We start from the raw sequence: 21,554 nt of genomic DNA on the forward strand, positions 1-21,554 counted from the left end.
AGAGTAGTTTTTGACCATGACCAACATTTCGATGAATACAAGCAATGCAGCCAAGGTGCTGGCAAGCCCGCTGCAGATCAATGGATCGCAGATTAAAAACCGCATTATCCTTGGGCCGATGGCGGTACTTCGCCCGACCGAGGACGGCCGCCCAAGTGAGCAGACCATTGCTTTCCTCAAGCGTCGTGCGCAGGGCGGGGTGGGCCTGGTCATCGTTGGTGGATCGGTATGCAGCGAACGAGCCTGGAATGAGTCGCCGTTTTCGCCAAACCTTCGCTTTGACAAAGACGCATTCGTCGATGACCTCAAGCGTGTGTCCGATGCTGTACATGAATGTGGTGCGGCAGTGTTCGCGCAGCTGTTTCCGAGCTTCGGCCGCATGGGCGTGCCGCGCAACGGTCAGTGGATTTTGGCGGCCAGCCCGAAGCCGGTGAACCTGGGGGCTGGCGGCTTGCCCAACCATCTCTATATCCCCGGTGGCCGAATAACACCAGTGCCACACGAGGCCAGCATCCAGGAGATCAAGGACATCGAGGCGAGCGTCGTCGCCGGTGCACGCCGGGCCAAGGCTAGTGGTTTCGATGGTGTCGAGATTGGCGCACACATGTGCTACTTCTACTCGTCCTTTTTGTCCCCGCTGGCCAATCAACGCACCGATGAATACGGTGGTTCGGTTGCGAATCGAGCTAGAGCCTTGCGCGATGTGGTTGCAGCAGTGCGCGCCGAAGTCGGCCCGGATTATCCGGTGGGGGTGCGCATGAGTGTGAATGACCATATGCCCGACGGCCAGGGGCCGGAGGGTTACGCTGAGGTCGCAGCGCACATCGCCGAGGTCGGCCTGGACTTCATCTCGCTAAGCGAGGGCAACTACGAGTCGATGCGTGACAATGTGCCGAGTACTTCCGGCAACATGCTGAACCACGGGGGGCCGCAGGCCTTCCGCAAGGCACTGGGTAGCGGGGTGCTCCTGTTCCTTTCCAGTACTCCAGATCCCCGGCAAGCGGCGGCGGCTATTTGGGACGGCGATGTCGATGCAAGCATGCTGGCACGGCAGATGCTGGCCGACCCTGATTATGCGGTGAAGGTAATCGAAGGTCGTGAGGCTGAGATCGTGTGGTGCGACCATGCCAATTCCTGTTTACGCAGGCTGATACTCAACGCGCCGGTTGCCTGTCATAAAAACCCGGAGATGGGACGCGAGGATCCGAAAGCCAAACGTTCCAGTCCGGTTCAGAACCTGGGCGTCTGGGTAGCCGGTAACAATGTGCTGATGGGCGTTGCCGATAAGCTCGTCCGCGCTACGCAAAAGAAATGACCCAATTGGGGCGAGCACTTCGATCAGTCTTATAGCGAGATGAGCGGGGTGTTCGTTTCCAATGGCTCGACGTCGGTATCCGATCAACTCAACGCCTGCGCACTGAACTTGATCAATAACGACTAGGCCTCGGGGTCAGTGCTCTTGACACCCAGTAAGTGGTACACAAAGTTTATGTGCGACTCGGCAAACGCTTGGTTAAGTGGGGCGTGTCCAATCATGAGTCGCATGTAAACGGCCCCGTAAATCAAATCCATCAGTATCTCGATATCCGTATCGGGAGATATCTCGCCGCTCACCCTCCATTCCTCTAGCGTTTCTCGAATTATCGCGCGCCTTCCATAATGAAACCGCTCTCGAAAATCTCTCAAAGTAGAGGGATCTGACTGACCTTCCGCGAGTATTTGTGCGACCAGTCGACCGGCCCAACCAGAGTATTGGTCTACGAGGGAGCGGAAGTGCTGAGCAATTGCCTCTCTCGGACCCAGTTCTCGTGGCAAGGCTGTCTTCAACATTTGGTTCTCTATGAACGCGTCGATAACGACTAACGCTTTGGAGTCCCACCACCGGTATATGGTTGATTTACTAACGCCAGCTTCTCGTGCTATCGCCTCGATTGAGATGGCTTGAATGGATTTTTCCTGCAACAGCCTGATGGTGGCATCCAGGATCTGACGGCGTGTAGCTTCGCTTCGTGGGCGACCCACTATCGATTTGGTGGTCGATACAGGTTTGTTAGTCGACATTTTCAAGATCCCTTACCCAGGTACATTTGTTTCTAAAAAACAAAAGCCCAGGATGGCTCTCGTCAAGGAAATAATTAGTATACGCAGTGTTTAGTATATTGCCTGTGCGTGAAAAATTCTACCTTGGCTGTGCTCAATCCAGCAGGAAAATGTTCGCTCGTAATAAGCTTGTTTTGTTGTTTTTAGCGCGGTCTAGAGTGCTCAAGCAGAAGGCTTTGTTGCAGTGAAAATTGCTTCGCTTGGTCGACGCTCTACAAGTCATTGCGTTTCGTTTGTATGAGGTTTTTCGCTCGGATCTGTAGTCGGTAAGTCGGCGGCGCGGGGGGCAAGTCAGGAGGGAAGGGCAGCGGCCATCTTTAAACAGTCAGCGATGAACATCACTTTCAGGTCCATTCTTCTTCGCGTTTTGTTCGTTGCTTAAAGACTCTATGAAAAGTGCAATCTTCTATTTGTAACGTGCATTTTTCGTAGTGCCCCAGCACCTCATACTGACCGGGTGCTGACGCGCTTACCCGCTTGCCATCTAGCGTACGGTGCCTTCTGGCGCTGTTCGCAAGCGTCTGCCAAGCGGAGCGCCACTATCCAATAATAAAGAGACCGCCCATGAAAACTCCAAACCCGCTGCTGGAAGACCTGAAAGGTGTTCTGCCTACTATCGCGGCTAATGCCTTCGAGGCCGAACGCGCGCGTTGTGTTCCCGCCGAAAATATCGCTTTGCTCAAAGGTATTGGTATGCACCATGCGTTGCAGCCGAAAAAGTACGGCGGCATGGAGATCTCTCTGCCTCAGTTTGCCGACTGCATCGCATTGTTGGCCGGTTCCTGTGCCAGCACGGCCTGGGCCATGAGCCTTCTATGTACTCACAGTCATCAAATCGCAATGTTTTCCAGCAAGCTGCAGGATGAGATGTGGGGAAATGACCCCGATGCTACTGCCAGTAGCAGCATCGCGCCTTTTGGGCGCACCGAGGAGGTGGAGGGAGGCGTCACTTTCAGTGGTGAGATGGGATGGAGTTCAGGCTGTGATCATGCCGAATGGGCCATCATGGGGTTCTTTCGTGAGAATGCCGAAGGCACTCGGGATTATTGTTTTGCGGTGCTGCCAAGCAGTGACTACGAAATTCGTGATGACTGGTTTGCCGTTGGTATGCGTGGCAGCGGTAGCAAAACCCTGATCGTCAAGAATGCTTTCGTGCCCGAGCACCGAATCCAGAAAGCCAAGGACATGATCGAAGGCAAGTCGGCGGGCTTTGGTTTGTATCCGGATAGCAAGATTTTCTTCGCCCCTTATCGGCCTTATTTCGCCAGCGGTTTTTCGACTGTCAGCCTGGGTATTGCCGAGCGCATGCTGGATGTCTTTCGCGAGAAAACCCGCAACCGCGTCCGTGCCTACACCGGTGCCGCTGTCGGCGCAGCCACCCCGGCATTGATGCGCCTGGCCGAATCCACGCATCAAGTTGCGGCTGCCCGAGCGTTGCTGGAAAAAAGCTGGGAAGAGATTGCCGAATACAGCGAGCGCCACGAGTACCCTAGCCGCACCACGCTCACGTTCTGGCGTACCAATCAAGGCTATGCCACGAAAATGTGTATCCAGGCTGTGGACCGTCTGATGGAAGCGGCCGGCGGCGGCGCCTGGTTTGAAACCAACGAGTTGCAACGCCTTTTCCGCGACGCACATCTTACGGGGGCGCACGCCTATACCGACTATGACGTTTGTGCACAGATACTTGGTCGCGAACTGATGGGTCTTGAGCCCGATCCCTCAATGGCCTAAGGCCGTTCGCCCTCAAGCCACAAGCCCCTCATAAAAATAATCAGAGCGCGCCCAGGGGGCGTGCTCGGGAGTCTTGCATGTCCGATATTAATGAAATTGCAGCTTCTTCTGCCTTCGATTCGCGTGCATTTCGCCGCGCCTTAGGTAACTTCGCCACCGGTGTGACAGTGGTGACAGCCGCCGATCACGATGGCCGAAAAGTGGGGGTGACGGCCAATAGCTTCAACTCGGTGTCGCTCGATCCGCCGTTGATTCTCTGGAGTATCGATAAGCGATCAACCAGTCATGATGTATTTGCTGCCGCTACCCACTTTGCCGTGAACGTGCTTGCTGCAGATCAAATTGATTTGTCGAACAATTTCGCTCGTCCGAAAGACGATCGTTTTGCTGGCATCGAATACGAGTCAGGTCACGGAGGGGCGCCCATTCTTGCTGATTGCTCCGCGCGTTTTCAGTGCGAAAAATATCAGCAGGTGGACGGTGGTGATCATTGGATCATGATCGGTAAGGTAGTGGCTTTCGATGATTTTGGTCGTTCGCCGTTGCTGTACCACCAGGGCGCATACTCCATGGTGTTGCCCCACACGCGCATGACAAAAAGTGCTGAAGGTCAGCCGCCTAGCAGCCACTTCCAAGGAAGGCTGAGCCACAATTTGTACTACCTCATGACCCAAGCATTGCGCGCGTATCAGGCAAGCTATCAGCCGCGGCAATTGTCGACAGGTTTGCGGACAAGTGAGGCGCGTATGTTGATGGTGCTGGAAAACGATGCAGGGTTGAGCCTCACGGATCTGCAACGGGAGGTGGCGATGCCCGAGCGGGAAATCGAAGAGGCCGTCGCCAATCTCACTCGTAAGGGGCTGGTCTGTGAAGAAGATAAGCGCTTGCGTCTGACCGTTAAAGGTATCGATGAAACAGAAGGATTATGGACAATAGCCCGAGAACAGCAGGAAAAAGTCTTCAGTCAATTCAGCGACGACCAATTGGAAACCTTCAAGACTGTGTTGAAAGCGGTTATCAGGCTCTGACGTGCTCTGGTTAGCGATTAAATGGACGGCGCATAAATGCGCCGTTTTTTTATGGACGCTAGAAACGTCATCGCTATTTCGGCGTGATAAGATAATTAACATGCTAACTGATTTTTGAGCCGTTTCTAAATGCCCAAGCACCGACAGTCTCTGACACTCAACCTGCTCCAGGCCCGGGAAGTGGCCATGAGCTTTTTCCGGCCTTCTCTGAAAGATATAGGCCTCACTGAGCAACAATGGCGGGTAGTGCGGATTCTCAGTCAGCAGGGCGAACTGGAGATCAATCGCTTGGCGGACTTGGCATGTATTCTCAAGCCCAGCATGACTGGCGTACTGGCGCGGATGGAGACCGCAAAGTTGGTCGAACGACGGCGCTCAGAACACGACCAGCGCCGAGTTCTGGTGAAACTGACCGCTGCCGGAGAGCGTTGCTTTGAAAGTATGAGCGGGCGCATGGAAGAGAACTATGAGCGCTTGCAGGAGCGCTACGGCGCGGAGAAGTTGCAGACGTTGTTGGTGTTGCTCAATGAGTTGAAGACACTGAAGCGTTGAGGCGGAGTGGTCACCGCTGGCATTGATGTCTGCTAGCGGCGAGCATTTGCAATTAACCTGAAATCAGTAAACACCGCCGGTACTGATCGTGGCCGGGGTATTTCTGAACTTGCTTGTCAGTGCTTGCAGGCCTTGCATCAGTACGGAAGTGTCGACGCCGACCGCTACGAATGCCGCGCCGAGCTCGATGTAGCGTCTGGCTAATCTTTCGTCGGCGCTGAGAATGCCGGGCGCTTTGCCGGCATCGCGGATTCGTATGATGGTGTCTTCAATTACTGCTTGAACTTCGGGATGGCCCGGGTTACCGCGATGGCCCATCGCAGCGCTGAGGTCGGCAGGGCCGATAAACACCCCGTCAACGCCTTCGACGTTGACGATGGCATCCAGATTCTCCAAGCCTTTCAGGCTTTCAATCTGCACCAGCAGGCATATTTGCTCGTCAGCCTTGTCCAGGTAGCCGGGCACGCTGTTCCAGCGCGACGCCCGCGCCAACGCGCTGCCTACACCGCGCACGCCACTGGGTGGATAGTGCACGGCACGCACCAGCTCTCGCGCTTGTTCGGCGCTTTCGACCATTGGTATCAGCAAAGTCTGGGTGCCGATGTCCAAAATCTGTTTGATCAACGTCGTGTCGCCAGCGACAGGGCGGATCACCGGATGACTTGCGTAGGGCGCTATCGCCTGCAGTTGGCCGAGCATGCTGCGTACGTCATTGGGCGCGTGCTCGCCGTCGATCAATAGCCAATCGAAATCGGCATTGGCAGCCAGCTCTGCGCAGTAAGGGGTGGCCAGGCCGAGCCAAAGGCCGATCTGCGCTTTGCCGCTTTTCAGGCGTTGCTTGAATGTGTTGATGGGCATATCCATGAATCAGTCCTCCAGGAGTCAGACGAAGCGGCAGGAAATGGAGCCCAGCATGTCGTAGTCGACATGGAAGGTATCGCCTGGGCTGGCAGACACTGGACGGGTAAACGACCCGCCCAGAATAATTTGCCCCGGTTGTAACGTGACGTCGTATGGGGCTAGCTTGTTGGCCAGCCAGGCGACACCTTTCGCGGGATGATTGAGCACGGCGGCAGAAACCCCTGATTCCTCGATCACGCCATTGCGGTACAAAACCGCTGGCACCTTACGAAGGTCGACCTCATGAGGGCGCACAGCACGCCCACCCATGACCACTCCTGCGTTCGCCGCATTGTCGGAAATGGTGTCGAAGACCTTGCGCGTGGCTTTGGTTTCGGGGTCGATCTGCTGAATTCGCGCGTCAATGATTTCCAGGGCAGGGATCACCCATTCAGTAGCATCCAGCACATCGAAAATAGTGACGTTGGGGCCTTTGAGCGGCTTGCCGAGGATGAATGCCAGCTCCACTTCAACCCGCGGTACGATAAAACGATTGAAGGGGATATCGGTGCCTTCGTCGAACAGCATGTCGTCCAGCAACGCCCCGTAATCCGGTTCTGAAATATTTGATGAAACCTGCATCGCCCGAGAGGTCAGACCAATCTTGTGCCCCACCAGCTTGCGTCCGTTTTTTATTTTCTGCGCCACCCAGGCTCGCTGAATGGCATAGGCATCTTCGATGGTGATCTGTGGATGTGCGAGGGAGAACTGCCCGACTTGCTCACGAGTGCGTTCGGCGTTGTCCAGTTGAGCAGCGGCTTGCTGGATGAGTTCTTGATCAAGCATGACGTGGATCTCTTAATGAGGATTGACGATGGCGGCGGGCGTGCGCAGCACTAGAAAGGCGCCTGCGACGATCAAGGTCGCGAGGACGTAGAGGGCAAGACTGGCGTTGTGGGTGGTGTCACGCATCCAGCCAATCAGATTGGGTGTCAGAAACGAGGCAATGCTTCCCAAAGAACTGATCAAGGCGATGCCCGCCGCCTGGGTACTGTTTGACAGGAATGCGGGTGGTAACTGCCAAAACATCGGCAGTGCGGCGCTCGCGCCCATACCCGCAATCACCAATCCGCCGATTACCATGAAGGGATCGCCAGGCAAAAGTCCGGCTACGGCGATACCGAGAGCTGACATGAGCAATGGCACACTCAAGTGCCACCGGCGTTCGCGACGCCGGTCCGATGAGCGTCCGCAGGCGATCATGAAACCGCAGCCTGCCAGATAGGGCAGGGCACTGAGCAGGCCTACCTTGCCGTCGCTGCCAATCCCGGAGCTATGAATCAGGGTAGGCATCCAGAAAGCTAGCGTGTTGACCGCCAACATGACCGCGCAATAAATGCCCACTAGTAGCCAGACCTGCGGATTTCGCAGGATTGCGCCAAACGAGAGAATGGATTTGCGTTGCTCTTCGCTAGCCAATTGGTTGCGCAGTTGGTTTTTCTGCTCGTTGCTCAGCCAGCTGACCGACTCGAAGTTGTCAGGCAACACCTTAAGTACCAGCAAGCCGAGAAGCACGACTGGCGCGCCTTCAATCAGGAACATCCACTGCCACCCACGTAGGCCCCCGACATCATGAAAGCCTTGCAGGATACCACCCGATAGAGGGCCACCGATGACCCCGGCCAGCGGCACGGCAATGGCAAACAACGCGGTTACTTGTGCGCGCCTGCTGGCCGGATACCAGCGATTCAGGTACACCAGAATGCCTGGGAAAAATCCGGCCTCGGCGACGCCGAGCAAGAAGCGCAACGCGTAGAAACCCTCAGCGCTGTTGATCAACAGCATGCTGGTCGACAGGGTCCCCCAGACGACCATCAACAAAGCGATCCACCGTCGTGGCCCGATGCGGTCCAGAGCGATGTTGCTGGGTACACCGAACATCGCGTAGGCGATAAAAAACAGGCCCGCACCAAAGCCGTAGACGGTATCGCTGAACTGCAGGTCGGCGCCCATCTGCATCTTGGCGAAACCAATGTTGATCCGATCAAGATGAGCAAACAGATAACACACCAGCAGCAGCGGCATCAGCCGCCAGGTCACCGTGCGGTGAGTCGACGTTGCGGCATCGCTCAAAGGCTGTGTAGCGGAAGTGGCTAAGCTCATGATTTTGTACTTTTTGTGAGAGAGGCCGATGGGAGAGGGCTTGCTAATTCGCCTGCTGCTTGAGGAAGGCATGCACGTTGTTGAGCTTAAAGTTCAGCTCGGGGTGCAGTTCGATCATTTCAAACGACAGCGCCAGCAGGCGTTCTGTCTGCAACGGTGCAAAGTGGGCGGTAATGACTTCGAACAGCTTTTCAGCGACCTGTTGGCGTGTCGCCAGGTCGCGACCATGGCCTACCTTCAGCGTCATGTGAACGAAGGCGTAATCGTGTTTGCCGTCGGCCATACGCCACGTATCCAGCCGAACGCCTCGGCTACGGATTCCCCCCAGCGGAAATACACCACTGCTCCCAAGTGTTGCGTGGACTTTTTCAAAAAGGCCCGGCAAGTCGGCCTGTTGCTCGATGTTGTCGGTGTATTCAGCAATAAAGTGCGGCATCGTGCCCTCCTGGGAGGTAGTTGCGCTGAGCGGCGGGCGCGTCCCTGCCGCTTGAGCGAAATTCAGAGCGGGAAAATGGCGTTGATCTGGCCGGTTCCGGAGCTGCCAAAGGGCTCCGTGAGGACTTCGACCGGCTTGTTGTAGTCCGGACCACCTAGCAGACCTAGGAGCATGGCGGTGTCGTGCATCTTGCCTTCGCCGAAGCAGTGTTCGGCGTAATCAGGAAGCATCGAGCAGAATTCTTTGAATCGACCTTCACGCCACAGCTTGACCACGTGCATGTCGACCTGCTTGTCGAATTCACGCGTCCAGTTGTGGATATTGGCTTCCGCCTCGCGATCGTCAGAGAAACGATGCGACAGAGAACCGGAGGCCAGCACCAGGACTTTGCGGTCGCTCTTCTCGATTGCGCGGCGTACGGCGGCGCCGAAAGTGAAGCTGTCTTCCAGGCGATGCCAGGCACACCAGGCCGCGATGGAAATTACTTTGAGTTTTTCGGCTGCAGGTACATCCATGTGCATGTAGCGCATGGGCACCAGGGTGCCGTATTCCAACTCCAGACTCGGGATGTTATGCGACAGCGTACGCACACCGGCTGCGTTGGCTTCCTCGGCGATCAGTTGTCCGAGTTCCGGGCAGCCAGGGTAGTGGTAAACCATATCCTTGATGAAATGCGGTAGTTCATTGCTTGTGTAAACACCACTGAAGTGCTCACCGTTGTTCACGTGGTAGCCGCTGTTCACCAGCCAGTGGACGTCGAACACTACGGCAGTGTCGGCACCCAGTTCGCGCGCGCGACGGCCTATTTCCTTATGTCCGGCGATAGCGGCAGCACGGCAACCGTGGTGTTTGCCCGGCAGCTCGGACAGGTACATCGACGGGACATGACAGACTTTTGCAGCCAGGACGACTTCGCCCATGATGATTCTCCTGAAATTATTCTTGTCAGTTCAATTCAGCGGCCAGTGAAAACTGCGATGAGCCGATGCGCGCCTCATCGCAGCCTTCAGCAGCGGCTATCGGCTGCTCAGAGTCCCCAGCGAGGGATGTGATGATTGCCCATGGAAATGCAGACGTTCTTGATTTCGGCGAACACTTCGAAGCTGTATTGGCCACCTTCGCGCCCAGTACCGGAACCTTTCACTCCACCGAACGGCTGACGTAGATCGCGCACATTCTGGCTGTTGATGAATACCATGCCGGCTTCGATGCCGTAGGCTATTCGGTGCGCCTTACCGATGTCCTGGGTCCAGATGTAGGACGCCAGTCCGTATTCGGTGTCGTTAGCCAATTGCAGGGCCTCGGCTTCATCCTTGAACGGAATCAGGCACACCACCGGACCGAAGATTTCTTCCTGGGCAATGCGCATTTTATTGTTCACGTCGGCGAACACAGTCGGCTGGATAAACTGACCTTTGCTCAAGTGGGCTGGCAGGTTGGCTGGACGCTCCAGACCGCCGGCTAGGAGGGTGGCGCCTTCTTCGATGCCGATCTTGATGTAGCCGGTGACCTTGTCGTAGTGGGCCTGGGTGATCATCGAGCCGACCTGGGTTTTCGGGTCTTGCGGATCCCCGACGATCAAGCGTTTGGCACGTGCCGCGAACTCAGCCACGAACTGCGGGTAAACACTTTCCTGAATGAAGATACGGCTACCGGCGGTGCAGCGCTCGCCATTGAGCGAGAAGATGGTGAACAGCGCCGCGTCGAGGGCACGCTCCAGGTCGGCATCTTCGAAGATCAGCACCGGGGACTTGCCGCCCAGCTCCATGGAATACTTTTTCAGGCCGGCGGTTTGCATGATTTTCTTGCCGGTGGCGGTGCCGCCGGTGAAGGAGATCGCTCGTACGTCCGGGTGCCTAACCAGCGCGTCACCGGCAGTCGCACCATAGCCCTGGATGACGTTGAGCACACCGTTCGGAATACCGGCTTCGACGGCCAGACGACCCAGCTCGTTGGCCGTCAGCGGCGACAGCTCGGACATTTTAAGCACGGCAGTGTTGCCCAGTGCCAGGCACGGCGCGGTCTTCCAGGTCGCCGTCATGAACGGCACGTTCCAGGGGGACACCAGGCCGCAAACGCCCACCGGCTGGTACAAGGTATAGTTGAGCATCTGGTCGTCGACCGGGTAGCTGTGGCCGTCCATGCGGGTGCAGACTTCGGCGAAAAAATCGAAGTTGTGCGAAGCTCGGGGGATCAACACGTTTTTGGTCTGATGGATCGGCAGGCCCGTGTCCAAGGTCTCCAGCTCGGCCAGATGAGGAACGTTTTGCTCAATCAGCTCGCCAAGTTTGCGCATGAGTCGTGCACGCTCTTTGGCTGGAGTATTGGCCCATTTAGGAAAGGCTTCCTTGGCCGCTGCCACCGCTTGTGCGACTTCTTTGGCACCGCCACTGGCCACTTCACCAATCGCTTCGCCGGTGGCCGGATTGTAGTTGGTGAAGGTGTCTTTGCTTTCGACCTCACGGCCATTGATCCAATGTTTGATCATAATGTTCAAGCCTCTTTACGCGCGGAGAAAAAATCCGCTTCGCTGACAATTCGATTGACGAGGCGTCCAACGCCTTCGACTTCCACGATCACCTCATCACCCGGAACTACATCTGCAAGACCTTCGGGCGTACCGGTGGCGATCATGTCGCCTGGCTGCAGGGTCATGAAACTGGACAGGTATTCGATCAGGTAAGGGATATCGAAGATCATGTCTTTGGTCGAGCCTTCCTGGCGAAGCTCACCATTGATCCAAGTGCGCAGTTTCAGATTGCCTGGTTCGGGGACATCTGCAACATCGACAATCCATGGACCGACCGGGGTCGTGGCGTCACGGTTTTTTACCCGCAAATTAGGGCGGTAGTAGTTTTCCAGGAAATCGCGGATCGCGTAGTCGTTGCATACGGTGTAACCCGCCAGATAGCTCAGCGCATCTTCACGCTTGACGTTGCGCGCAGGCTTGCCGATGACCGCAACCAGTTCGCACTCGTAGTGCATGTAGGCAACGTTGTCAGGTCTCCAGGTGATCTGATTGTGGCCGGTATAGGTGCCCGTTGATTTAACGAACACCAACGGTTCGGTTGGCGGCGCGAAGGCGAGTTCGGCAGCGTGATCGGCATAGTTCAGGCCGAGGGCAAACATAGTGCCATTGGCCGGTGGCAGCCACTCGACCTGGTCTTCGCCGAGGGAGCGGCCGTCCCTCAGATGCACGATGTTGTCTGCATCAACCGTGACGGAATGTATTTGACTTTCGAATCGGATACGAGCGTGTTTCATACGGTGCCCTCCTGCTCGGCAACGATGACATTGGTCAGGCATCCCAGACCTTGGATTTCTACGTCTACGCGATCACCAGGCAGGACATCGACACGACCCAAAGGTGTGCCGGTGATCAACACATCTCCGGCATACAAAGTCATGAACTCGCTGATTTCGGCGATCAACTGAGGAATCTTGCGTACGAAGTTTGCGGTGGAGTCTTCTTGTCGAAGCTCGCCATTGACTCGTAGTTGCAGGGTCAAGTCGTGAGGATTGGCAAGCTGTTCACGCGGTACGAACTCCGGGCCGATGGCACAGAAACCATCGCGACATTTTGCTTTCACGGCAGGGCGGTAGTAACTCTCTTCCGGAAGGCTGAATTCGTTGACGATGGTATAGCCAGCAACATGATCCAGAGCCTCGTCAGCACTGACTCGACTCGCATCTTTGCCAATCACCACCCCCAGAGCCGGCCCAGGCTGCAATGAAATTCCTGCACCAGGATGCACCACGGCGCCGCCATGTACGTTGCGCGTATTGGGCGTCTTAATGAACAGAACCGGTTTGACGGGCGGCTTTTGATACGGCGATTGCTCGAATTCAGAAAGGCGCTTCAGCAGCAATCCCTGGTAGTTCAGCACTACACCGAGCAAGGTGCCGGTCGCGATGTCATGCAAGGCATGGCTCATGCTTCTCTCCTGGCAGTGGCGGGACGGGAGGTGTCCGGCCTAATTATTGTTAACATGTTATCGTTATAATTAATATGTTAATGATCGTCAAGCGCCTTATCGTTCATGGCGATTTACTCGCAACGAGTGCACCATGGGGGCGGGGGATGTCGGGATAAGAAAAATGAGAAATGTGTGATGAACGATCGGTATCCAATTCCTAACATCAACATCGGCCAGGTCTACGATCAGCGTTACAGCGATAGCGAAGTGCATTACGACAAGCTCGGCAACCTGGCGGGTTTCTTTGGTCGCAACATGCCAGTGCACCGCCACGATCGATTTTTTCAGGTGCATTACGTCATGAGCGGAACGGTGAGGGTTTATCTCGATGATCAGCAGTACGTCGAGTCTGGCCCCATGTTTTTTCTCACCCCACCGACGATTCCCCATTCCTTCGTGACGGAGGCGGACAGCGATGGCCACGTGCTCACCGTTCGCCAGCAGTTGATCTGGCAATTGATCGAAAGCGATCCTGGGCTGGCATTGGGGCCGCAACTTCCCGCAGCCTGTGTGGCGCTTGATCACCTCAAGCCTGAGCAGCAAAGCGAATCGCGGCGTCTGGCATTTTTATTCGAAGAGCTGCGAGGGGAGATGAACGGTGGGGCCGCCGGTCACAGCGCAGCGGTGCTAAGCCTGACTCGACTGATCATGGTCAGCGTATTAAGGCTTTGCGCAAACCCTCTCGAAGCGACGCCTACGCGACGTGAAGACTTGCAGATCTTTCATCGATTCAATGCACTGATTGAAGAGCATTATCTGGAGCACTGGGCGCTTGGCCGTTATGCGCAGGCCATTGGCGTTACCGAAGCTCGGCTTAACGATGTCTGTAGGCGTATTGCCGATTTGCCGTCCAAACGCCTGGTGTTCGAAAGGGTCATGCAGGAAGCCAAGCGTTTGCTGTTGTTCACGGGCAGCTCGGCAAATGAAATCTGCTACCTGCTGGGTTTCAGGGATCCGGCGTATTTCAATCGTTTTTTCCAACGCAACGCACAAATGACGCCAGGAGAGTATCGCCTGCGACATTCGGGGTTTCGCTAATGACCTGTATGTAGGGGGGACTGCAGCGGGGTTGTTTCTGGGGACAGGTGCGCGGCGACCTCCGGCCGGTTGCGCTACTGAAGCACCAACCGTAAGCTGTTGGCTGGTTCACATAGTCCACTCAATATGCCCAATCCCAGACCTTCCCTGACACTCACTTTGCTCCAGGCTCGCGAAGCGGTTATGACGTTTTTCCGTCCTGGCCTGAACGATCATGACTTGACCGAGCAGCAGTGGCGAGTCATTCGAATTCTTCGCCAACAGGGCGAACTGGAAAGTCATCAGTTGGCACATCAGGCTTGTATTCTAAAGCCCAGCATGAGTGGTGTGCTCAAGCGCCTGGAGCGCGACGGACTGGTCATTCGCAGGAAATCGGCTGAAGATCAGCGCCGCATTTTCCTCAATCTGACCGAGCAAGGGTATGAATGCTTTTTGTCGATGAGCGAAGGGATGGAGCGCAATTACCTCGAGATCCAGCGGCAGTTTGGTGAGAAAAAATTGCAGAAACTGCTCGAATTACTCGAAGATCTTAAAAAGATCAAGCCCTGAAAGGGGTGTCTGCTTTTCCAATCGGCGACATCCACTCATCCACCGTTTTGGACTGCTCATCACAGACCAGAATCGTCAGAGCGTGCGAGCGGGTTTTCACTAAGGGGAGTAATCTCCATCCACCCGGCCTCCAACGAATGCAACAGATGGCCAATCTGATCAAGCTCACCTTCTTTGCTATCGAGCGAATCGAGGCATTTTGAACTCGATTCCGCCAGACGGGTGATAGCGACATCTACCAAACGCATTCCTTCCTCACTCAATTGAATCAATTGGCCTCGGCGATCACGTGGATCGGGAATACGGTTGGCGACGCCGCGTTCTACCAATTTGTCCGCTCGATAGGTGGCGGCGCCCGACGTCACCTTCAGCAGACGAAAGACATCGGTAGGGCGCATGCAGTAAGGCGGGCCGCTTCGCCGTAAAGCGAACAGCAGCATGAGATCCTTCATCCCCAGTTCAAGGTCGTCCGCGATTACCTCTATGTGGTGATCGATCAACATGGCGAGGCTTCGGATTCGGAGTGTAATCGCCAATCCATGGTGATCCAGATCCGGACGTTCGTTACGCCATGCTTGCGCAACGGCCTCAGGGCTGGCGGCAGGAAACAATAAATCGCTCATGCAAAATCCATCGGGTGGCTTTGAGGTGATCATACCTCAGTGTGAACCGGGTGTGCCCTGCCGCTATGGCGCTGCCAGGGCTGTCATTGAGGCGATGAACCTCAGTGCACGGGAGTCGACGGAGCGCTCACGGCAAAGCGTTAACATGCTAACGAATTTTCTTGACGAGCTCTAAAAGCGAGAATAGCCTAAAACTATCTTAAATACTGAGATACTTTGTTATTAAGATAGTTTTGGCCGCCTAGCTGCGGCTCTTCTAAAAAACAAGAACGGGGCTCGCTATGCTGACCGCTGAACAGAACCGCCTGCTGACGGACGTTTCCCCTGGCACACCTCTGCACAGGTATTGGAAAAGACAATGGATTCCAGCGCTGCGCAGTGAGGCGCTTGAGCCGGGAGGAACGCCACAACGTGTCGAATTGCTATGCGAAAAATATGTCGCCTTTCGCGCGGATGATGGTCATGTCGGATTCCTCCATGAGGCATGCCCCCATCGCGGCGTTTCGCTCGCGCTCGGTAGAAATGAAGGTAACCGGCTGACTTGCATCTTCCACGGCTGGAGTTTTGACACGCAGGGCAACTGCACCAAAATGCCAACCGAGAAGGACCAGGCTTTTTGCAAAAAGGTAAAGGGGCAAGGGTTCGAGGTGCGAGAGGGTGGCGGTATTGTCTGGGTGTACTTGGGTGAGGGCGAAGCGCCGGCCTTCACTGATTATGCATTCACCTATTTTGATCGTAAGCACGCCAGACCGCGGGCTTCCTATAACGAAGCGAACTGGTTGCAAAACGTCGAAACGTTAATGGACTCGGCCCATATCGGACTGCTGCACCATGACACCACGGCGAACCCGGAGCTTCCCCAGGCCGGGCTCCAGCTCGTCACTGGCAACGACACCCCCAAGTACACACTCGAGAGCAAGCCGTATGGCTTACGGTCGTATTCGTTGCGCACCACGGGTCAGGAGCAGGACTACCTTCGGGTGACCGAGTTTGTAGCACCGGCGAGCGCGTTCATTGGTACCACCGAACAAGAAGCGGGATTTCTGATCATCGTAGTGCCGGTTAACAATACGCGCAGTCTTCAGTGGTATGTCTATTGGGATTCGCGCCAACCTATCGATGAAAACCTCCCGGATTTCGCGCTGGATGGTACTGATGAATCCGACGACAACTTCGCAGCGTCCCGCCAAGGTCTTCTCAACTATGGGCAAGATCGCGAAGCAATGCGTGCCGGTCGGAGCTGGACAGGCGTTCCGGGCGTTATTTTTGAGGATTACGCCGTTGCCGAGAGCATTCCCATTGTCGATCGGACGCGAGAGTTCCTGGGTAGCGGGGATCTCGCAATTGTCCGTTTACGGCGTGAATTGATGGAGCGGATTCGTCAATCGGAAGCCAATGAAGACAGCGTCCAGGCGCAGGCGAGCGACTACCGTTCATTGAGAGCGTTGGCTGACATGATTCCTGTTGGGACCGTCATTCAGGACTACACGGAGCAGAAGCGTCAAGAACGCAGAATGACTTATCTCTGAGCCCGTCAGGCCGTCAGCTCGATGAGCTGGCGGCCGAACGCTCCACTAACAATCCATGGTTCGGGCTAGGTTGCGAAATGCCAAACACATTCCAGGTGTACATCAAATCAGTCACCCATGAGGCAGATGGGGTACTGGCGTATGAGCTAAAAGGGCTGGAGGGTGTGACGCTTCCTGCATTTACGCCAGGGGCGCACATTGACGTCATTGCAGAGGGTATTCCTCTGCGTAGTTACTCCTTGCTGAACGATCCTTCCGAGAGAAATCGTTACGTCATAGCGGTAGCCAAAGACCCTAAAAGTCGTGGTGGATCGATCATGATTCACGAACGCTTGCGTCCTGGAGACAAGTTGCAGGTCAGCGAGCCAAGAAACCTATTCCCCCTTGCTGAAGGCGAGCACCGTTCTGTGCTGATCGCGGGTGGGATAGGGGTTACGCCGCTTTGGTGTATGGCGCAGTACTTGAATAGCAAAAAAATTGACTGGGAGCTGCATTACTTCGCTCGTAGTGTTAACCACGCCGCGTTGATCGACGCGATGCAAGGCCACATCTCCCAGGACAAGGTCCAGTTGCTGTTGGGGTACGACGTGGAGGCTACCGTCGCTCACATTCAGGAGGTTTTCCGTGGTGATGATGGAACCCGACATTACTATTGTTGTGGGCCGGCTGGGATGATTCAGGTCTATTCCGAGCAAGCAAAGGCGCTGTCCATCTCTGATGGCAGGGTTCACTTCGAGAGCTTTATACCGCTGCAGGAAGCCGCGACGTCGGGTGGGTATGAGATCGTACTGGCGAGGACCGGGAAGACTCTCAGGATGGAGCAGGGCAAAAGCATACTCGATGCGCTGATTGAAAACGGTGTTGAGATGATGCATTCCTGTCGCGAAGGCATCTGTGGTGCTTGTGAAGTGCGGGTACTGGAGGGCACGCCAGACCATCGCGATTCAATTCTCAGCGAGGCGGAAAAGCAGGCAGGCAAGACGCTCTTTGTCTGCTGCTCGGGAAGCAAGACACCTCGTATGGTGTTAGACCTGTAATACCCCCCCTTCTGACGGCTTAATCAAGCGATGGTCGCCTCGTTGACAATACGGTACGTATAGTTTTATATATGGGGTAATTTCAACGAGAATAAAAAAATGTCCAACGACTCTCTTCGAGTGATGTGGTTTGTCCCTCCTGCTATTGCGGTATCAGCCTCGTGGCAAACGCCGGCGGATTTGCGTATCGAGTCTTCGATGACTCAATCGTCTGATGAGCAGTACTCGTCACTCTGTGCCGGAGAGGTCGACGCGGTCGTAACGTCAATCGACAACGTTTTGCACTGGAACCGCCGGCAAGGTCCACAAGACTTCGTGGTGATTGCTCAGATTGAAACCACCACGCCGTTACAACTGGTCGGTTCCTCGGCGCTATCCGCTCCTGCAGATTTGCGCGGTGCCAACATTCTGGTGGACGCCCCCGAGAACGGTTTTGTCATTGCCCTTCGAGCGCTACTCAAGGAAGCAGGGCTCCGCGCTGACGATTATCGCCTGACACCCGTTGGCGGGGTGCGTGAGCGGTTTGCGGCTCTTGTTGCGGGGGAGGGTGATGCGACCTTGCTCGGGCCGCCGTTCGACACCATGGCGGTTCAGCGGGGACTCAAGACTATTGCAACGATTCAGGGTGTATTTACCAATTTTCCTGGTCAAGGACTGGTCGTGAGGAAGTCGGCGAGTCAGGCGAATGACGCCCTGAAAGCGTGGGTACGCATCCTCAACGCAACACTTACGACCATGCCTGGCGACACGGTAAAGCTGACAGAGGCTTTGGAGCTGCTTGGCATGCCTGTCGAAGCAGTAAAAGCAATGGTGAATACATTTCCTGAAACGCTGACGCCTTCTCGCGAGGGTCTTGAGCTTCTTATTGGGCAGAGGGCGTTGCTAGGGTTGCCCGGCGCGGATTTTACCTATGAGCAAATTGTCGACGGCTCATTCTTACAATAATTCGGAGGTACACTTGAAAAAGTTCTCGCTCGGTACATTTTCTTTAAAAGCCAATCCACAGCAACGCTTTGCTGGCCTGGTTATTGACGCAAAGGTGATCCCAGTCAGTCGCGTGGCTGAGGAGTTCGGAGTTGATATTCTCCGAGAAAAAAGTGTGCTGTCGCTACTTGAAAACTGGAATGCCAGTTACTCCGCGCTCGAATCGATTGTCAATAAAGTCATTACGTCGTCCTGGTATGATGAAAATCAACTCACGTTTCGCCCTGCAGTTGATCTGCCGCGTCAAGTGTTCTGCACAGGCGCAAACTATCGAAAGCATGTAGTGGATTTGACCGTCGATTCAAATGTCGGTCCAGAAGGGCTAAGCAAGGAAGAATTGAGGACTTGGGCTGAAGACATGATGGATGACAGGGTCGCTAATGGAGAGCCCTATGTATTCACCAAGCCCGTCTCTGCCATTTCGGGAGCCTATGACGACTTGGTTCTTCCTCCCACTACCAGCAAGCCTGACTGGGAGCTTGAGTTGGCCGTAGTGATAGGCAAGGAGGGGTACAATATCCGTGTGGAAGATGCCATGGATTATGTAGCCGGTTACACAATCGTCAATGACATTTCGGCTCGCGACCTCATTCCACGCACTGATTACAAGATGCTCGGTACTGACTGGCTCAGATCGAAAGGGCAGCCAGGCTTTCTTCCGCTTGGTCCGTATCTGGTTCCCAAGCAGTTCGTTGAAGATCCCCACAACCTCTCGATGCAACTGACAGTGTCCGGTAAAACAATGCAGGATGAGACGACGGCAGATATGCTTTTTGGGATTGAACAACAAATCGCATACATCTCGAAGTACGCAAAGCTATTGCCCGGCGATGTGATTTGTACAGGCTCCCCTGCAGGTAATGGAACTCATTACAATCGTTTCTTGCGCGACGGCGACATTATGGTTGGCACAATTGCCGGACTGGGTGCGCAACGGCAGAACTGCATCAGTCATTCAGGTTGAGGTAACGTCTTGTGCAAAAAATCATTGACAACCCAGACCGAGCTTTTTTGGAGCGTGCTATTTCAGAGGCCCAATTTGACATCCCGTTTGAATTGACTGCTGGATTAAGTGCACTTGGCGCGAGGTTGATTAATGGCGGCCTTGGCATTGTCGAACTTAGTTTCGAAGCGCCATTAACATCCCTTCAGGGAAATGACGTTGTATCCGGTGGCACATTGATGACCATGCTCGACTATGCCATGGCTTTTGCAGTACTCAGCACGCTGCCCTGTGGGCAAACCTGTGCCACTACCAGCATTACGGTGAATATGCAGGCTGCTGCGAAGCCATCGTTGTTGAAAGCAAAGGCAACAGTTGAACGTGTGGGTCGTCAAATTGCGTTCGCCAGGGCCGAACTTCATGACCCTCAGCGAGAAGTGCTGATCGCCAGTTCGTCAGCAACGTTTGTGGTTATGCCAGTGAGTCGCCTAAAGGCGGTATGACTCAAAAAATTTGATTAATAACGAAACTAAACGAACCGTTTTTGAGGTTGCATGATGAATAACATTACCGAAGTGGCTTATAAGCCAGTACGGAGGATTGTCACTGGTCACAACGAAGCTGGTGAGTCGATTATCACCAGTGACGCCAATACACCAAATGTTCTGGCACAAGCTGGTAAGCCGGTTGCACAGGTCGTCTGGGCAACGGGTGTTGGGCGTGCGGACGGTTTGGATCCAGCGCCAGCCGGACACAAATTTGGTTTTCATTCTGATGAGGGTTCGCTTCTTCGAATAGTCGACTTCCCGCCAGATGAAGTTTATGACCAGGAAAAGTTGGTCGAATTTCTTGATAGTGAAGGTGTGCGCGACAAGAAAAAGCCTCGACATTTCTGGTTCCACAAAACGCAATCCCTTGATTACGCCGTGGTACTCGAGGGCGAGATTGTCGCGATGATGGATCACGGTGAGACCGTTATGCGGCCAGGAGACGTACTGGTACAGCGCGCAACCAACCACAGTTGGTCGAATCGTTCCGGGCGTAACTGTCGAATGCTGTTCGTCCTGTTAGCGCTGAAAGAAGGAGAAGAACTGTGAGAAAAATTATAATAACCGCCGCTATCACGGGCGGGGCACATACGCCGTCGATGTCTCCTCATCTCCCGGTTACTCCTCAGGAGATTGGCGATCAGGCGATCGAAGCGGTAAAAGCGGGAGCGGCGATCGTTCATCTTCACGCCCGAAACCCTGAGGATGGTCGCCCCACTGGCGATCCTGAAATCTTTCGTCAATTCGTCTCGAGAATTAAGGCCGAAACGGATGCCATCGTGAACATTTCTACGGGCGGTGGTGGCCCGGGAATGGCAATTGGCGAGCGTGCGGCGGCGGGTGTAGCACTACAGCCGGAAATGTGTTCCCTGAACATGGGGTCTATAAACCTCAACCTTTCCGAAATGGCCAGCAAGGATCGAGAGTGGCGTTACAGCTGGGAAGTGGAGCATCTTAATGCCACAAAGGATCTGGTCTTCCGCAATACTTTTTCCGATATCGAATGGATCCTGCGAACCATTGGAGATACCGGTACCCGCTTTGAGTTCGAATGTTACGACGTCAGCCACCTATACACGCTGAAGTATTTCCTGGATAAAGGACTGGTTAAGCCGCCTTTGTTCATTCAGACAGTATTCGGCTTGCGTGGTGCCATGGGGGCTCATATCGAAGATGTGATGCATCAGAAGCGAACCGCAGATCGTTTATTTGGCGATCAGTATCACTGGTCGGTATTAGGTGCAGGTAAGGACCAGATGTCGCTGGCGACACTCGCGGCTATTATGGGCGGCAACGTCAGAGTGGGTCTAGAAGACAGTTTGTACATTGGGCGCGGTGAGCTGGCGGTTTCTAATGCCGCGCAAGTGCGGAAAATCCGAAGTATCGTAGAGCAGTTGGGGTTTGAAATCGCTACGCCTCAAGAGGCAAGGGAAATGCTCGCGCTAAAAGGAAAGGCAAATACTAACTTCTAAT

23 protein-coding genes are annotated in these 21,554 nt (G+C 54.8%); 13 read left to right on the top strand and 10 right to left on the bottom strand.

Annotation, left to right across the window (positions count from 1 at the left end; translation table 11 throughout):
* Positions 1 to 16: 16 nt before the first annotated feature.
* Complete coding sequence (locus PSJE_RS08135; RefSeq protein WP_090454397.1) at positions 17 to 1,315, top strand: oxidoreductase; 1,299 nt, start codon at positions 17 to 19, stop codon at positions 1,313 to 1,315.
* Between the two features lie 122 nt (positions 1,316 to 1,437).
* Here the strand turns inward: PSJE_RS08135 and PSJE_RS32120 are convergent, their stop codons facing one another.
* A complete protein-coding gene (locus tag PSJE_RS32120) occupies positions 1,438 to 2,061 on the bottom strand; it encodes a TetR/AcrR family transcriptional regulator (protein ID WP_056723284.1) in 624 nt (207 codons plus the stop codon).
* Between the two features lie 603 nt (positions 2,062 to 2,664).
* Here PSJE_RS32120 and PSJE_RS08145 point away from each other — a divergent pair.
* The 3 genes from PSJE_RS08145 (at position 2,665) to hpaR (PSJE_RS08155) (ending at position 5,414) form a co-directional block, all read left to right on the top strand.
* Complete coding sequence (locus PSJE_RS08145; RefSeq protein ID WP_056723282.1) at positions 2,665 to 3,834, top strand: p-hydroxyphenylacetate 3-hydroxylase oxygenase component; 1,170 nt, start codon at positions 2,665 to 2,667, stop codon at positions 3,832 to 3,834.
* Positions 3,835 to 3,911: 77 nt separating this feature from the next.
* Complete coding sequence (locus PSJE_RS08150; protein WP_090454399.1) at positions 3,912 to 4,862, top strand: p-hydroxyphenylacetate 3-hydroxylase reductase component; 951 nt, start codon at positions 3,912 to 3,914, stop codon at positions 4,860 to 4,862.
* A gap of 129 nt (positions 4,863 to 4,991) precedes the next feature.
* On the top strand, positions 4,992 to 5,414 hold the full coding sequence (hpaR, locus tag PSJE_RS08155; RefSeq protein WP_090454401.1) for a homoprotocatechuate degradation operon regulator HpaR: 423 nt from the start codon (positions 4,992 to 4,994) through the stop codon (positions 5,412 to 5,414).
* A 63-nt stretch (positions 5,415 to 5,477) separates the two neighbouring features.
* On the opposite strand, the gene hpaI is transcribed toward hpaR (PSJE_RS08155), so the two are convergent.
* The 8 genes from hpaI to PSJE_RS08195 all read right to left on the bottom strand — a co-directional run bounded on the left by hpaI (position 5,478) and on the right by PSJE_RS08195 (position 12,788).
* Entirely contained in the window at positions 5,478 to 6,278 is an 801-nt protein-coding gene (hpaI, locus tag PSJE_RS08160; RefSeq protein ID WP_090454403.1) for a 4-hydroxy-2-oxoheptanedioate aldolase, read from the bottom strand.
* An 18-nt stretch (positions 6,279 to 6,296) separates the two neighbouring features.
* Entirely contained in the window at positions 6,297 to 7,100 is an 804-nt protein-coding gene (gene hpaH, locus PSJE_RS08165; protein ID WP_090454405.1) for a 2-oxo-hept-4-ene-1,7-dioate hydratase, read from the bottom strand.
* Between the two features lie 12 nt (positions 7,101 to 7,112).
* Complete coding sequence (locus PSJE_RS08170; protein WP_090454407.1) at positions 7,113 to 8,417, bottom strand: MFS transporter; 1,305 nt, start codon at positions 8,415 to 8,417, stop codon at positions 7,113 to 7,115.
* Between the two features lie 43 nt (positions 8,418 to 8,460).
* Complete coding sequence (locus PSJE_RS08175) at positions 8,461 to 8,853, bottom strand: 5-carboxymethyl-2-hydroxymuconate Delta-isomerase (RefSeq protein ID WP_090454409.1); 393 nt, start codon at positions 8,851 to 8,853, stop codon at positions 8,461 to 8,463.
* Positions 8,854 to 8,915: 62 nt separating this feature from the next.
* The gene (hpaD, locus tag PSJE_RS08180; protein ID WP_090454411.1) at positions 8,916 to 9,773 is read right to left on the bottom strand and encodes a 3,4-dihydroxyphenylacetate 2,3-dioxygenase; all 858 of its coding nucleotides are present in this window, start codon (positions 9,771 to 9,773) and stop codon (positions 8,916 to 8,918) included.
* Positions 9,774 to 9,880: 107 nt separating this feature from the next.
* Complete coding sequence (gene hpaE / locus PSJE_RS08185) at positions 9,881 to 11,341, bottom strand: 5-carboxymethyl-2-hydroxymuconate semialdehyde dehydrogenase (RefSeq protein WP_090454412.1); 1,461 nt, start codon at positions 11,339 to 11,341, stop codon at positions 9,881 to 9,883.
* A gap of 5 nt (positions 11,342 to 11,346) precedes the next feature.
* Positions 11,347 to 12,117 (bottom strand): fumarylacetoacetate hydrolase family protein, encoded by a 771-nt coding sequence (locus PSJE_RS08190; RefSeq protein WP_090454414.1) that lies wholly within the window; start codon positions 12,115 to 12,117, stop codon positions 11,347 to 11,349.
* Positions 12,114 to 12,788 carry a fumarylacetoacetate hydrolase family protein gene (locus PSJE_RS08195; RefSeq protein WP_090454416.1) on the bottom strand — a complete coding sequence of 225 codons (675 nt, stop codon included), beginning with the start codon at positions 12,786 to 12,788 and terminating at the stop codon, positions 12,114 to 12,116. Before PSJE_RS08195 ends, PSJE_RS08190 begins: the two co-directional genes overlap by 4 nt.
* Positions 12,789 to 12,965: 177 nt before the next feature.
* On the opposite strand from PSJE_RS08195, the gene hpaA reads away from it, so the two are divergent.
* A complete protein-coding gene (gene hpaA, locus PSJE_RS08200) occupies positions 12,966 to 13,868 on the top strand; it encodes a 4-hydroxyphenylacetate catabolism regulatory protein HpaA (RefSeq protein WP_090454418.1) in 903 nt (300 codons plus the stop codon).
* Between the two features lie 126 nt (positions 13,869 to 13,994).
* The gene (gene hpaR, locus PSJE_RS08205; protein ID WP_056723258.1) at positions 13,995 to 14,417 is read left to right on the top strand and encodes a homoprotocatechuate degradation operon regulator HpaR; all 423 of its coding nucleotides are present in this window, start codon (positions 13,995 to 13,997) and stop codon (positions 14,415 to 14,417) included.
* A 59-nt stretch (positions 14,418 to 14,476) separates the two neighbouring features.
* Here hpaR (PSJE_RS08205) and PSJE_RS08210 read toward each other — a convergent pair whose 3' ends face one another.
* Positions 14,477 to 15,040, bottom strand: a complete 564-nt coding sequence (locus PSJE_RS08210) for a MarR family winged helix-turn-helix transcriptional regulator (RefSeq protein WP_056723253.1) — start codon at positions 15,038 to 15,040, stop codon at positions 14,477 to 14,479.
* A gap of 281 nt (positions 15,041 to 15,321) precedes the next feature.
* Here PSJE_RS08210 and PSJE_RS08215 point away from each other — a divergent pair, with 281 nt between their 5' ends.
* From PSJE_RS08215 to kce, 7 genes are all read left to right on the top strand, one after another.
* Positions 15,322 to 16,569: a Rieske 2Fe-2S domain-containing protein gene (locus PSJE_RS08215; RefSeq protein WP_090454420.1), complete on the top strand. Its 1,248-nt coding sequence runs from the start codon at positions 15,322 to 15,324 to the stop codon at positions 16,567 to 16,569.
* Positions 16,570 to 16,646: 77 nt separating this feature from the next.
* Complete coding sequence (locus tag PSJE_RS08220) at positions 16,647 to 17,606, top strand: PDR/VanB family oxidoreductase (RefSeq protein WP_090454422.1); 960 nt, start codon at positions 16,647 to 16,649, stop codon at positions 17,604 to 17,606.
* Between the two features lie 99 nt (positions 17,607 to 17,705).
* A complete protein-coding gene (locus PSJE_RS08225; protein ID WP_090454423.1) occupies positions 17,706 to 18,551 on the top strand; it encodes an ABC transporter substrate-binding protein in 846 nt (281 codons plus the stop codon).
* Positions 18,552 to 18,564: 13 nt separating this feature from the next.
* Positions 18,565 to 19,554, top strand: a complete 990-nt coding sequence (locus PSJE_RS08230) for a fumarylacetoacetate hydrolase family protein (protein ID WP_208601453.1) — start codon at positions 18,565 to 18,567, stop codon at positions 19,552 to 19,554.
* Between the two features lie 11 nt (positions 19,555 to 19,565).
* Positions 19,566 to 20,036, top strand: a complete 471-nt coding sequence (locus tag PSJE_RS08235; RefSeq protein ID WP_090454426.1) for a PaaI family thioesterase — start codon at positions 19,566 to 19,568, stop codon at positions 20,034 to 20,036.
* A gap of 54 nt (positions 20,037 to 20,090) precedes the next feature.
* On the top strand, positions 20,091 to 20,630 hold the full coding sequence (locus PSJE_RS08240) for a cupin domain-containing protein (protein WP_139212660.1): 540 nt from the start codon (positions 20,091 to 20,093) through the stop codon (positions 20,628 to 20,630).
* Positions 20,627 to 21,553, top strand: a complete 927-nt coding sequence (gene kce / locus PSJE_RS08245) for a 3,5-dioxohexanoate:acetyl-CoA acetone transferase (RefSeq protein WP_090454430.1) — start codon at positions 20,627 to 20,629, stop codon at positions 21,551 to 21,553. The genes PSJE_RS08240 and kce overlap by 4 nt, the downstream gene beginning before the upstream one ends.
* The last annotated feature ends 1 nt before the right edge of the window (position 21,554 follow it).

Source organism: Pseudomonas jessenii, assembly GCF_002236115.1.
Classification (GTDB): Bacteria; Pseudomonadota; Gammaproteobacteria; order Pseudomonadales; family Pseudomonadaceae; genus Aquipseudomonas; species Aquipseudomonas jessenii.